Origin of the sequence: Nocardia sp. NBC_01503 (assembly GCF_036327755.1) — a bacterium.
Classification (GTDB): domain Bacteria; phylum Actinomycetota; class Actinomycetes; order Mycobacteriales; family Mycobacteriaceae; genus Nocardia.
Map to the genome: position 1 here is coordinate 5,472,151 of NZ_CP109596.1, position 13,026 is coordinate 5,485,176.

The 13,026-nt window shown below is 66.4% G+C and carries 14 protein-coding genes; all 14 read right to left on the minus strand.

The features are described 5' to 3' along the window. Positions 1-25: 25 nt before the first annotated feature. The 14 genes from OHB26_RS24820 to OHB26_RS24885 all read right to left on the minus strand — a co-directional run bounded on the left by OHB26_RS24820 (position 26) and on the right by OHB26_RS24885 (position 13,002). Positions 26-982 carry an MlaD family protein gene (locus OHB26_RS24820; RefSeq protein ID WP_330179653.1) on the minus strand — a complete coding sequence of 319 codons (957 nt, stop codon included), beginning with the start codon at positions 980-982 and terminating at the stop codon, positions 26-28. Then, positions 979-2,049, minus strand: coding sequence for an MlaD family protein (locus tag OHB26_RS24825; protein ID WP_330179654.1), 1,071 nt, complete (start codon positions 2,047-2,049; stop codon positions 979-981). Before OHB26_RS24825 ends, OHB26_RS24820 begins: the two co-directional genes overlap by 4 nt. Further along, positions 2,046-3,143 carry an MlaD family protein gene (locus tag OHB26_RS24830; protein WP_330179655.1) on the minus strand — a complete coding sequence of 366 codons (1,098 nt, stop codon included), beginning with the start codon at positions 3,141-3,143 and terminating at the stop codon, positions 2,046-2,048. Before OHB26_RS24830 ends, OHB26_RS24825 begins: the two co-directional genes overlap by 4 nt. Beyond that, positions 3,143-4,162, minus strand: coding sequence for an MlaD family protein (locus OHB26_RS24835; protein ID WP_330179656.1), 1,020 nt, complete (start codon positions 4,160-4,162; stop codon positions 3,143-3,145). The genes OHB26_RS24830 and OHB26_RS24835 overlap by 1 nt, the downstream gene beginning before the upstream one ends. Then, on the minus strand, positions 4,150-5,154 hold the full coding sequence (locus tag OHB26_RS24840) for an MlaD family protein (RefSeq protein ID WP_330179657.1): 1,005 nt from the start codon (positions 5,152-5,154) through the stop codon (positions 4,150-4,152). The genes OHB26_RS24835 and OHB26_RS24840 overlap by 13 nt, the downstream gene beginning before the upstream one ends. Then, on the minus strand, positions 5,151-6,200 hold the full coding sequence (locus tag OHB26_RS24845) for an MlaD family protein (protein WP_330179658.1): 1,050 nt from the start codon (positions 6,198-6,200) through the stop codon (positions 5,151-5,153). The genes OHB26_RS24840 and OHB26_RS24845 overlap by 4 nt, the downstream gene beginning before the upstream one ends. Before the next feature lie 4 nt (positions 6,201-6,204). After that, positions 6,205-7,047: an ABC transporter permease gene (locus tag OHB26_RS24850; protein WP_330179659.1), complete on the minus strand. Its 843-nt coding sequence runs from the start codon at positions 7,045-7,047 to the stop codon at positions 6,205-6,207. Then, positions 7,044-7,901: an MlaE family ABC transporter permease gene (locus tag OHB26_RS24855; RefSeq protein ID WP_330179660.1), complete on the minus strand. Its 858-nt coding sequence runs from the start codon at positions 7,899-7,901 to the stop codon at positions 7,044-7,046. Before OHB26_RS24855 ends, OHB26_RS24850 begins: the two co-directional genes overlap by 4 nt. 532 nt (positions 7,902-8,433) lie before the next feature. Further along, positions 8,434-8,904, minus strand: a complete 471-nt coding sequence (locus tag OHB26_RS24860) for a hypothetical protein (RefSeq protein WP_330179661.1) — start codon at positions 8,902-8,904, stop codon at positions 8,434-8,436. A 275-nt stretch (positions 8,905-9,179) separates the two neighbouring features. Next, a complete protein-coding gene (pspAB, locus tag OHB26_RS24865) occupies positions 9,180-9,758 on the minus strand; it encodes a PspA-associated protein PspAB (RefSeq protein WP_330179662.1) in 579 nt (192 codons plus the stop codon). A 6-nt stretch (positions 9,759-9,764) separates the two neighbouring features. Then, positions 9,765-10,676, minus strand: coding sequence for a zinc metalloprotease HtpX (htpX, locus tag OHB26_RS24870; RefSeq protein WP_330179663.1), 912 nt, complete (start codon positions 10,674-10,676; stop codon positions 9,765-9,767). 4 nt (positions 10,677-10,680) lie between these two features. Further along, entirely contained in the window at positions 10,681-10,959 is a 279-nt protein-coding gene (gene pspAA / locus OHB26_RS24875) for a PspA-associated protein PspAA (RefSeq protein ID WP_330179664.1), read from the minus strand. Then, on the minus strand, positions 10,956-11,696 hold the full coding sequence (locus OHB26_RS24880; protein WP_330179665.1) for a PspA/IM30 family protein: 741 nt from the start codon (positions 11,694-11,696) through the stop codon (positions 10,956-10,958). Before OHB26_RS24880 ends, pspAA begins: the two co-directional genes overlap by 4 nt. A gap of 370 nt (positions 11,697-12,066) precedes the next feature. Beyond that, the gene (locus OHB26_RS24885) at positions 12,067-13,002 is read right to left on the minus strand and encodes a LysR family transcriptional regulator (RefSeq protein ID WP_330179666.1); all 936 of its coding nucleotides are present in this window, start codon (positions 13,000-13,002) and stop codon (positions 12,067-12,069) included. Between the last annotated feature and the right edge of the window lie 24 nt (positions 13,003-13,026).

Consider the following 13,026-nt stretch of genomic DNA (forward strand, 5'->3'; position numbering starts at 1 on the left):
TTCGCCGAATCGGCTGGGGGAGTGGCTATTTGAGGCCGACTCGGAAGTGCACCGCGCCGTCGTCGCCGACGCCGCGCAGTGCCTGATCGATGAGCGCGCTGATATCGAGGGCGGGGGTGCGCTGTACCGCGTCCCGCACCACCGGTTCCAGCGCCGGTCCCAGCGGGGCCAGGCTGGGACCGATCTGGGCCATCAGCGAGTCCAGCGACTTCAGGAACGGAACCAGGCCGTCGCCGGTGAAATACGAGTCCACCGGCCGACTTTCGGTCAGCGCGGCACCGTTGGCGACGATGTCGTTGAGGGTGACGCCGAACTGGCCGAGCTGGGGCCCCGCGGCGGCGAGGGACGGCCCGAGCCAGTCCATATCGCCGCCCATGGCTTGCAGGTCGGTGAAGAGCTGCCGGATGGCGGCGGTGCGGCTGAGCAGGGTGGCGGCCAGCAGGCTGGTGGAGCGTTGCAGCACCGCCACGGCGTCGTCGGTACCGGCCAGGGCGCGGTCGAAGGTACCGACCAGGCGGCCGATGGATTCGGGATGCAATTGGTTCATCAGATCCACCACCCGTGCCGCGAGATCGGTCACGGTGGCCGGGGCGTGCACCCGATCGGCCGAAATGACCTGACCGTCAACCAGATACGGCCCGGCCGCCGATCTCGGTGCGAACTCGAGGTACGGCTCGCCGAGCGCCGAGAGCTGCTCGATGCGCACATCGCTGGTGGCGGGGACGCGGTAGGTGTCGTCGATACGCAGCCGCACCCGCACCCCGTGGGCCTGTTTGTCGACCGATTCGATGCGACCGATCTGGATGCCGGTCAACAGGATCGGCGAATTCGGCCCGAGTCCACCCGAATTGTCCAGGCGCAGTTCGGTGGTGAGGTAGTCGCGCCGCGGGTCCAGGTGCAGGACACCGATGGTCATATAGGCGATGCCCAGCAGCAGCACCGCCGCGATGGCCGAGAACGACAGCAGCGTACGCGGATTCATCGCACCGCTCCGATCATGCGCAGGGTCTCAACGATCCGGTCGGTGCGGTCGGTCGCCGACAGGCCCGCGACTTGCACCCCGACCAGGTTCACCTTGGGTCCGCGTTCGGCGAACGGAATCAGTTTGTTCTGAATGAGATCGGTCAGCAGCTTCATGTTCGACGGTGAATCGCTGTCGAGCGGATGGCTGCCGAACAGCATCGGCACCACCGCGCGCGCCGCGCCGTCCAGCGAGCCGACCAGCGGGCCGAGCCAGGCGGCGGCCGGACCCAGCGGCCCGAGTGCGGTGAGTACGAAGATGACGCCGATCTCGGCGTTGACGGCGTCGGTGGTGTGCTGCACGCCGTATGGGGTGAGCAGGCCGTCGAGCATGGGCTCGTTCTTGATCAGCCCCTCGTTCACGGTGGCCTGGATCCCGTCCAGCAGGGTGTCGGCGGAGGCGAGGTGCTCGCCCAGATCGGTGAGGTCCGCCCCCAGCACCCCGGCGATGCGCGCGGTATCGGCCGGATCGCGCGGCATCACCCCGTTCGCCTTGCGCACGATGTCCTGGAAGTCCGCGATCGCGCCGCTGCCGATGAAGGTCGACAGCCCGGCCAGTACGTCTTCGATCGAGGGTGACCGGGTGGTGTTCGCGAGCGGGATCGTGGCGCCCGGTTGCAGCTGTCCCGCACCGGAATTCGCCGGTCCGGCCAGTGCGATGTGGACGTCGCCGAGCGGGGTGTCCTGACGTAGTTCGGCGGTGGTGCCCAGTGGCAGCCGCATCGAGGTCCGCACCGCGATGTCGGCGATGGCGTAACCGGCCCGGGCGGGCTGGTCACCGTTCGCGGGCGAGGGGTCCACCAGGGTGACGTGGGTGAGCTGACCGACCCGCACGCCGTCGGCGATCACCTTGGCGCCCTGCGGCAGGTTGAGCACATTGGCGAACTCGATGCGCAGGGTGTAGGTGGGCCCCGAGACACCCGCGCCCGGGACGGGGATGTCACCGGGTTGCATATCGCAGCCACTGACGGCGAAAAGTGCTGTGAGACAGGTGATTGCGTACGCGCGGGTGCGCCGCCATGTGGTCATCGCGCGCTCACCGCCGCCAGCAGCGCGGGCATCGCGGGAACGGTGACGACGCCGTCGCCGCTCTGGCAGCCCGTCCCGGTCAGAGCCTGCACGGCCGCACAGTATCGGTCCGAATCAGCTTGCGCGAGCGCGATTTTCGGTGGCGCGTATGCGACGGTGAACTGCCCGGTGTCGGGGTCGAGCGCGGTGGCGAAACCGGTCGCCACGGCCGGGGTCATCCGGATGACCTCGGTGAGCGAACCGACTCCCGCGGCGATCAGTCGCGAGAGATTCGCGCCGTCGAGATTCTTCAGTACCGGTGCGGCCAGCATCATGATCGCGTCATTGGCCTGCGGCAGCACATTGGTCAGCGCTGCCACCAGATCGATGATGGGCGGGAAGGCCAGATTGACGATATCGGCGAACGCCTGTGGCAGACCGGTCGCCACTTCCCGCATATGTGGCCAGCCATTGCGGGCGCGGTGGGCGAGTTCGGTGAGCGCGTCCAGTAGCCGCCCGAGATGTCCGATGGCGGCGTCGGGTGCGGTCAGCGCCGTGGACAGTTGCCGGATGAGGGCGTTGATCTCGTCGCCGGTGCCGCTGGTAGCGGTGTCGAGGGCGTCGAGACCGTTGGCCAGCGCGGTGCGCGCGGTGGCGTCCCCGCCCCCGTTCAATTGGTCGACCAGCCCGGTGAGTGCGGCGAAGGTCTGCGAAAGGCTCTTGGGCGTCACGGTTTTGGTGATGCAGGTGGCCGGATTCCAGGCGGGTCCGGTCGGTTCGGCCCCGATCAGGGTGAGGGTGCGGTCGGCGACGAGGGTGTCGCTGACCGTCACCGCGCCCACATCGAGCGGCAGCTTGCGGTCGGCGCGGACGGTGAATCGCACCAGGGCCGTGGGGCCGTTGGCACTGATCTCGGTGACCCGTCCGACCGGCATACCGAGAATGGCGACCGCACTGCCCCGGTACAGGCCGATGGTGTCGGGCATTTCGGCGCAGTAGCTACGCGTCGGGACCTCGGGTTTGCTCAGGCGCAGGCCGATTCCGGCCGCCAGCACCAGCGTCAGCACCACCGTGATCGACATGAACCCGCGAGAACCCAGTACTCGTTTCAACATCAGCAACCTCCTTCGGGCACCGGCACGGGCACGCACACCGGGGCCACCGGAACGGTTGCGGCGGACTGATCCACCTGCACGCCGCCGCCCGCGGGCAGCAGCGGCAGCAGCTTCTGTTCCAGGCCGCGCAGCGAATCCAGCAGTGTGCCCAGCCGATCGCCGAGCTCGGTCAATATCGGATTGGCATCGGTCAGCGATCGCGCGCGATCCTTCAGGCCCGCGTCCCAGGCCCGGCCCAGCGGAGTGAAGTCGGTGGCCACGGCCGCGAGATCGCGCAGCGCCTGCGACACCACCAGCTTGTTGTGGCGGATGAGCTCCTCCAGGGTGCCGAAGGTGTTCAGCAACCGGGCCAGCACATCGGAGTTCGCATTGAGCGCGGACAGATACTCGTCGGTCATGGACATGGTGCGCGAGATATCGGCGTTCTGTTTGTCGAGAATGCCGACCAGAGTGCCGGCCGCGTTCAGGGCCGCGTGCACCGAATCCGGGCTGCCGCTGATCGATTGGGACACCGCGGCCATATCCTGGCGCAGCATATCGCCGTCGATCTTGGCCACCGGCTCGACGGCGTCCTGGAAGGCCCGGGTCAGGCTGTAGGGCAGCGTCACCCGCTGCTGCGGAATCACGGTGTCGCCCAACGCTTGCGTGCCTGCGGGCGACAGCGACAGGTAGTACCCGCCGACCACGGTCAGCATGCGCACGTCGAGGGTGCTCTGATCGCCGACGAAGGTCTCCGCGTCGACGGTGAACTCCATCCGGACCCGGTCGGCCAGCAGGGTCAGCGATTTCACCTTGCCCACCGGGATTCCGGCGACCCGCACATCGTCGCCGGTGCGAATGCTGCCCGCTTGGGCCAGGTCGGCGCGGTAGGTGTGTTCGGGGGTTGTTCCGGTGACGTACACCGCGCCGATCGCGATGACCAGCAGCACGACGGCGGCCAATCCGGCCAGCCCCCAGCGGATGTCGTCGCGTGGTTCACGGCGGTCGGTGCGCCGCCGCCACGGTCTCAGTTCTGGCACAGCGTGATCCCCTGTCCGGCGATGAGCAGCCGCAGCGGCTCGGGCGCGGTGGCCGGGCCGTGCGAGCAGGTGAGTGCGGTGTCGGGGCCGCCGGTCGGCACCGCGGCGGTCATGGCCTGGATCAGGCCCGGCAGGTGGTCGAAGACGGCCACCGCCTGCTGCGGGTTCGGGAACGCCTGTTTCAGCACGGTGTCCAGGTCGCGGTCGGGGGTTCCGGTGAGGCCGAGCACGGTGAGCAGGTCCCGAAGTGGTTGCAGCACAGGCGGAATGGTGACGGAGAAGGTGATCAGACCGGGCAGTTTGTCGCTGATGGTGACGAACAGATCGGTCATATTGGTGAGCAGTTTGATGGCGCTGCCCGACTTGTCGCCCATGTGATCGGAGATCTGGGACAGATTCGCGACCAGTGTGGACAGCACCGCCTGCCGGTCGGTGGCGTAGCGGCTGAGCTTCTCGATACCGCCCAGCGCCGGCCCCAGGCCCGTGCCGTCACCCTGGATGAGGGCCAGCAGCGAGGTCGCGAACTGGTTGAGGTCATCGGGCGCCATCTGCGCCAGCACCGGTTGCAGACCCTTGAACAGGGTGGTGATGTCGAAGGCGGGCACGGTTTCGGTGGTGGTGAAGGTGTCCCGCGGGGCGCGGCGGCCGGTGGGCTGCGCGGGCTGTTCCAGATCCAGATATCGGAAACCGGTGAGGTTCTGGAAGCGCACCGCGATCTTGGTATTGGCGAAGACCGGATGGTCGCGGCTGACGGTGAACCGTACCCGGGCCAGTGTGCCGGACAACCCCACCGCCTCCACCTTCCCGACCTGGACCCCGTACAGCCGCACATCGTCACCGGTGCGCACCCCGTTGGCGTCGGTGAAAAGCGCTGTGTAGGTGTCGGTTTCACCGCTGACCGGGCGCTGCACCACCCGGAACACGCCGATCAGTACCAGCGTCATGATCACCACCGCGGTGCCGACACGGAGCAGCAGGGCAGGGGTTCTCATCGTGGACCCTCCGTCGTGGCCAGGCCGAGCTGGGTGGAAAGTGGTTGCGCCAGTGCGGGAACCAACTCGACCGCGGCGTCGAGCACCGGCCCGTCCGGGGTGTCATGGAAGGCCGCGCCGAGGCGAGTGAGTAGGTCGGTGAGTTGCAGCGCCGAACGCTCGGGTGTGCTCACCGAAGCGCTGATCCGGTCCAGGATCATGCCGCCCATGGGCATCAATCCCTGGAATTGTTGCTGCGCGGTGCCGAGCATGCCGGTAGCCACCGGCAGCAGTTCACTACTCACCCGGTCGAACATCTCGCCGTAGCGCTGTACCTGCTCGGCGGTCTGGAGGTGTTCATTGGAGTATGACGCCCACAGCACCGCCAGCCCGCCCGTCAGCATGGGCGGCAGTCCGGCCAGCGCGGCTCCGTAGCGGTCGAACAGCAGTGACGGCGGCAGCTGCTGCGTTTCGGCGAAGGACCGGGCGGTCGCGCCGATGGCCTGGAGCAGCGGCACGAAACCGTCCAGATCGTGGGCGAATCGGTGTAAAAGCTCGACCAGCTGCGGAGTCAGGACTTTATCCGTGAGGGTGCCGGTCGACGCCAGCAGAGTGGCCAGGGTGGCGTCGCGGACTCGGTCGGAGTTGCCGGTGAGGTCCACTGTCGCACCGTCGACCAGTGCCGAACCGCCTGCGTCCGGATGTAATTCGACCGAGCTGATGCCGAAGAGGTTGCCGGGCGCGTAGTCCAGCCGCAGCGCATCGGTGAGACCGAAGAGCTGTGAACTGTTGAGGTTCAGTGTGATTCGGGCGCGTCCGATACTGCTGGCGTCGATGTCGTCGACCGTGCCGACGCGTACGCCGTCCAGTCGAACATCGGTGCCGGGCGCGACGCCCGCGCCGACATTGCCCACCAGCAGGGCGACGCGGAGGTTATCGGGGTCTGTGGTGTCGGGCCAGGCTCGCCAGCCGACCACGGTCAACAGGGACAGCACCAGTGCGCACACGCCGAGTACACGCGCGCGGCGCGGTCCCACTTCGGTTCCGGGCAGGGCATATTCGGGCATGTCATCACCCCGTGAACGAGACCGGGGAGCGGAAGCCCCACAGTACGATGGTGGCCAGCATGTCCAGGGCGATGATCGCGACCAGGCTGGCGCGAATCGCCCGGCCCGAACCGATGCCAACGCCCTCGGGCCCACCGGTGGCGAAAAATCCCTGATAGCAATGAATCAGGACGACGGCCACCGCGAACAGCATCACCTTGATGGTCGCGGCCACTACATCCCAGGCGACCACGAACTGATCGAAATAGTGGTCGTAGGTGCCCGAGGGCGTGCCGTGCACGGTGGTCACGATCAGCTCGCAGGAGGCGTAGCTCAGAATCAGCGCCACTACGAAAGCCGGTGCCACCGCGACGATTCCGGCGATCACCCGGGTCGTCACCACGAACGGCACCGAGCGGATTCCCAGTGACTCCAGGGCGTCGATCTCCTCGGAGATGCGCATGGATCCGATCTCGGCGGTCATCCGGCATCCGGCCTGCGCGGCGAAACCGATCCCCGCCGCGATCGGCGCCAGTTCGCGGGTCACGCCGAACGCCGAGATCAAACCGCTGAGCTGGCCCAGCGACAGCAGATTCAGCGCGCTGAACGCCTCGATGCCGATCGACGCGCCCATGGCCGCGCCCATCAGCAGCATGAGCGGCACCACGCCGCCGCCGATGATCACCGAACCGCGACCCCAGGTCATATCGGTGATCACCGCGGCGGTCTGGCGGCGATAATGCCTGAGCGTGTAGGGCACCGAGGACAGCACCTGCCACGCGAAACCTATGACGAATCCCAGGGATTCGATCGGTCCCAGCGGTTGCAGGCGTCGCCACCCCGGTGGGGTGTAGGGGGCCGCCATCATGCCATCCGAACCGGGATGAACATGGTGACCACCTGTGTGATCGCGGTGTTCAGCACCGTGACCGACGCTATCGACATCACCACGGCGGCATTGACGCCGTCTGCCACTCCGCGCGGTCCGCCCTTGGCCTCGAGTCCGCGCTGACAGGCGATGACCACCACCAGGAATCCGAAGATCAACGATTTGATCAGCGATACCCAGATGTCGATGGGCGCGGTGAACGATCCGAACGACTGCCAGTACGAACCCGGCGTCACCCCGAGCGCTGTGACCGCGACCGCGAAGCCGGAGGCGATGCCGATGAAGATGATCAGAACATTGAGCAGCGGGGCGACCAGCATCATGGCCGCGATGCGTGGAACAACAAGGCGCTGAACGGGATCCACGCCCATCACCCGCATGGCGTCGACCTCCTCGCGGATGGTGCGCGCACCCAGATCCGCGGCGATCGCGGCCGCACCGGCCCCGCCGAGCAACATGGCGGTCGCCAAGGGCGCACCCTGTTTGATGACTCCGAGTCCGCCTGCCGCGCCGATCATCGAATCCGCGCCCAGTTGCGAAACGATATTGCCGACCTGCGCGGATACGATCACGCCGAACGGAATCGCCATCAGCACACTGGGCAGCGCGGTGACTCGAATGAGAAACCAAGCCTGCGTGAGTGTTTCATGTACCGGGAACCGCATGCGCAGGATATCCCCGCTGCCGACTCGCAAGGCATCGGACCCGATGCGCAGCGAGCGTCCCATCGTCCCCAGGCTCGACAGCACCGTCGCGCCGAAATTTCGTCTCAGTATCTGCGTGCCGGACAACTCCGTTGTTTCCGGGCGCTCGAATTCTTCCACCGTCGACATCGAACCTCCTTGCGGCTCTTCGTCACTCCCCTTGACGACCATCCGCAGGCTCCGGCTGCCCCACAGCCGTGCGAACCTCGCGTCGATCTTGCGGGCAGACGCTACCTCGAGTGAAACGTGTTCTAGATGCGTTTTCGAGAAACTGTTGATTTCGCCCCCGGGCTCCCGGGAAGAATGCGGATGAGCCGCACGATTGCCGGAAACTTGCCGTGCGAAGACGTTTCGGTTGTCCGGGACAAGTGGCACCTCGTGGTGCTCCTACCGGTGCCGCGGCACGGAGTGGGCAATGGGCTTGCCTCGATGCGGGAGCGGCCGCCTTCGGGAAGCGGCGCACCGTGCTGAAAAGGCAGTGGGCACAGGTGATTCGAGCACCACCCGGACCTCGACGCCGACAATTGAGGTCGAGTCCAAGCCGAGATCTTCACCGACACAAGATAATTGCCGTAGGTGACTCGATGAAACGGCCGGTTATCGCTATCCCCGTGATGACCGGCCGTTTTTCGTGCGATATCGCACTGTGCCGGTTGATCGGTCAGAGTTGGGTGTGCCCGGATCCGCTCAGGATGGCCAGCGGCATCAGCAGCGCGCCGAGGATATCGTTTCCGGTGCATTGGGCCGAGGCGCTGGAGCTGCCGGTTGGCTGGTTGCCGCAGTTCTGCATCGTCATGGACTTGGTTGACGAGCCCTGCGTGGCGGTGAGGTTGTAGACGCCTTCGGGAAGCTTTGAGCGATAGACGTATTGGATGGTCCCCGTACCGGGCTTGGATCCGGCTTGCGGGGTGAACGTGCCGACGTTCTGCCCGGCCAAGGTGACCGTGACCGGTGCCAGGGCGTCCGCGCCGCTGGTGAGCACCAAGATCGTGCACGTATTGCCTACGCCCTCACATCCGCCGATGCCGGTGTAGATCTGTGTCAGATTCACGTTGTCGACCGCGGCCGACGCCGATGCCGCCGCGGCGACCGGTATCGCCAGCATGGCCACTGTGACTGCGGCCCAACTCATTTGCCTCATCTGTACTTTCCCGTTGGAGTTTCGTTGTCGGCACCTGAGTGCCGCTCCGACGGTAACCGCGCAGCGAGGCCTCGCGTGTCCCAATTGAAAAGCTGATACTTCAATGTGCACCCTTCGCACGCGCGTCATATGAAGGGTGCATCGACGGTGCTCGTGAGGTGGATCCTGTTCGAAGTCCGCGACGGGGCCCCGGGAGCGGTGGCGCCGCCTCGGGTAGACGAGGGCGCTGACGACCTCGGCATCTGCTGGTGCGCGAGTCCGACGGGTCACGGGACCGGGGCGTCCCAGAGGGGGAACCAGCGTTGCAGGTCGGGCTCGATGGGTAGTTCGCCGGAAAGGGCTGCGCGGGACTGCAATTCGAAGCCGCTGTCGCGGCGCTGTCCACCAGTTGGAGCGAAGGGGTAGAAGGTTCCGCGTTTGAACAGGTACACCAGCCCCAGCCGCCGCGGCGCGTGGTCGCCGGTGGTGGCGAAGGCGATGACGGTACACAGCAGGCTGGGCCCGAATCCGTTTTCGGACAGGGTGGTATTGATCGCGTGCAATGCGGTCACCAGCGCGGCCAGATCGGGGACCTCCTGACGGCAGGTGATCCAGGTGAACCCGAACTCGTCGGTCGTGACCGCCACCGCGATGCTCGGGTCCAGATGCAGCAGGTCGAGGAACTCGGTCTCGGCCTGCCGAGCGCCGGCCCCCTCGGCGTGTTTGAAGCACACGGCACCGGCCCCCGTCGGCCGGGTGTCGAGCGCGGCCTGCAGGGTGTAGGCGGCGGGCGGAATCGCGAACAGCACATCGAGATTGGGCTGCACGGGTTTCGTGCGACCCAGCAGCGCGTCGAGGAATCCCATGGTCGTTCAGCTCTGCTGGCCGAGTTCGGTGGCCAGTTCGGCCAGCTGGTCCAACCGCTGCTCAAGGCTGGGGTGCGTGGACAGCAGCGTGGACAGGCTCGCTCCCGCGCCGAAGGCGGGAGCGAAGAAGAAGGCGTTGAACGGCTGCTCGGCGCGCAGGTCCCGGCTGGGGATGCGGGCGATGTCACCGCTGATCTTGGTCAGGGCCGATGCCAGTTCCGACGGTCGGCCGGTGAGGATGGCTCCCGCGCGGTCGGCGGCCAGCTCGCGGTATCGCGACAGCGCCCGGATGAGCAGGAAGCTGACCGCGTATACGACCGCGGAGACCGCCATGACAGCCAGCACGATCAGGAACAGCTGGTCACCGTTGCGGCGGTCGCGGCCGCCGCCGAACATGGTGGAATAGAGGGTGAAACGCGCGATCAGCCCGGCGAGCACCCCGAGGAACGACGCGGTGGTCATCACCACGACGTCGCGATGCGCGATATGTGAAAGCTCGTGGGAGAGCACGCCATCGAGTTCCTCGGTGTCGAGTCGCCGCAACAGGCCGGTGGTGACGGCCAGGACCGCGCGGCCGGGGCTGCGACCGGTGGCGAAGGCATTGGGCATGTCCAGATCGGCGATCGCCACCCGGGGTTTGGGCATGTCGGCGGCCGCGCACAGCCGGTCGACGATGCCGTGCAGCTGCGGCGCTTCCTCGGGGGTGACGATGCGGGCGCGCATGGCGTACAGGGCGATTCGGTCGGAGAACCAGAACTGCGCGAAAAGCAGCGCACCCACGATTGCCACAATCGCGAACACCGACTTCAGCAACACCACCAGTGCCGCGATGAATATGACGTACACCAGTCCGAGCAGGAACATGGTCAGCGCCATGCGGGCCGTGAGCTGGTGATCCGGCCGGAATCGAGTACGCATGGCGCTACCCCGGGATCAATCCGTCGTCGCCTAGCATTGCCTGTACTTCCACGAGATCTGTATCGGCCGAGGGCAATACGAGATCGGAGGCGACGAGATCCTCGTCGGCGAGCGGGCGGCCGTTGTCGCGGACGGCCTCGCGCAGCTGGCCGAGGATTTCCGCGAAACCCTCGTCGTCACTGTCATCGGCCGCTTCCAGCAGCAGTCCGTCGAGCCGGTTGAGCTTGTCGATATCGGCCTCGTCCACGGCATATTGGCCTTCGCCGAGAATTCGGATGATCATGACTGCGGCCCCTTCCGCGCGGGTGCCTCGATCGCAGGGGCGAGCTTGCTTTTCAGTTGCGCCAGTTCAGCGTCCACGCTGCTGTCTCGACCGGCGTCGAGCGCGGCCTGGATGTCGTCGCGCTGGCCGATGGGCGCGGTCGCGTCCTCGAGCGCACCGGAGGCGATCAGCTCGTCGAGAGCCTGGGAACGCGAACTCATCTGGGCGGTCTTATCTTCCGCGCGCTGGATCGCCAGCCCGACATCGCCCATCTCCTCGGAGATTCCCGTCACGGCCTCACTGATCTTGCTCTGCGCCTCCGCGGCGGTGTAGGTGGCCTTGATGGTCTCCTTGCGAGTGCGAAACGCCTCCACCTTCGCCTGCAGGCGCTGCGAGGCGGTAGTGAGTTTGGCTTCCTGGGCGGCGAGTTCGTCGTGCTGCGGCCGCAATTGGTCGAGCTGGGCGAGCGCGGCGGCACGCCGGGTCAACGCCTCGCGGGCCAGATCGTCGCGCCCCTGTCCCACCGCATCGGTGGCCTGGCCCTGCAGTCGTTCGGCGGACTGCCGAAGTTGATTCTCCTGCAACTCGATTCGCTTACGACTGGTGGCCACATCGGCTAGTCCGCGTCGCACCTGGGCGAGCATTTCGAGCTGACGCCGATACGAATAGTCGAGGACCTCGCGTGGATTCTCAGTGCGGTCGAGCAGCTTGTTTGCCTTCACATGAAATAGCAGGGCGATACGTCGTGTGATACTCACGTCCGCTCACATCCTCGGTCGGGGGAGCTTTCCCCTCAGCCTGCGCTGCGCGACTCTCGAGGGGTAGGGACCTAAGTGCCCGAACCCCAGGGCACTCGGTCGATCGCCGCGAGCAGTGTGACGACATGTCCGGCGTCCCAGGCTATTCGGCTCTCGGGCTGCGGGCGATTGCCGATGTCCCGAGTGGCTATCCGGTTCGGATGACCGCGGTTCCGTGCACGGCCTTCACATCGATGGCGTCCAGGCCCCGCGGCTCGGTGCGGATATGTAAGGCATCGGATCCGGCGCCCGCTGCGCTGCTGCCGCCTTGCACGGCGATATGTCCCAGGGTGCCGCCTCGTTCATTTCAAATTCCAGCCGTCCTGGCTAGCTAACGCAGCGCTCGGCTGGCATTCGCGGCAAGGTCTTTGATGAGGTCGGTTTCGGCGGAGCGGCGCCAGATCAGGGCCCAGCGGGCGGGCGGGACATCGGGCATGGGGATGTAGGCGACATCGGGTCTGGAGTAGTAGCGGGCGGCGTGCGCGTGCACCGGGGTGATGGCCTTGCCCGCGGCCACGAGCAATATGAGGTCTTGGAAGTTGGCGGCGTGGGCGATGCGGGGGATGTGACGGCCGCTGGGGGTGAAGTACGGGACGGCGGCGGCGGTCCAGTAATCGGGGGGTGAGTTCACCGGATCGGTCGGGGGCACGCCGAAGACGCCGTAGTCGGCCAGATCCTCGTAGGAGGCCGATTCCCGTTGTGCCAGTGGGTGTTCCGCTCCGACGAGCAGCATGAAGGGTTCTTCGGACAGGGTCGGGCCCACCACCAGATCGGGTTCCTCGATGGGCAGCCAGCTCACCAGCGCGTCGATATCGTCGCCGCGCAACGCACCGAAGGGGTTGCCGAAATGGACGTGTTCGATGTGCACGGTGCAGTCGGGATGCTGGGATTGGAAGGTGTTCAGCAGCGGTCGGACATCGTCGAGGTTGCTGCTGGTGATTCCGAGCCGGAGTATTCCGGCGTCGCCGTAGCGGGCTGCGCGGGCCGCCCGGCCCAGGCTGGCCCGCAGATCGCGATAGTTGGTCTGTAGATCGTCCCGCAGCCGTAGCCCGATCGGCGTCAAATTCACTGTGCGACTGGTTCGTTCGAAGAGTTTGCCGCCGATGCGCCGTTCCAGTTTCCCGATCACCTGGCTGACCCGAGCCGGTGAGAGGTGCAATCGTTCGGCGGTCCGGCCGAAATGCAGCTCCGCTGACAACACCAGGAAGATCTCGATATCGCGCAAATCCAGATCGCGCAGGTCCAATGCGGTCTTCCTATCAATCACGGCGGCTAACCGCATCATACGCAA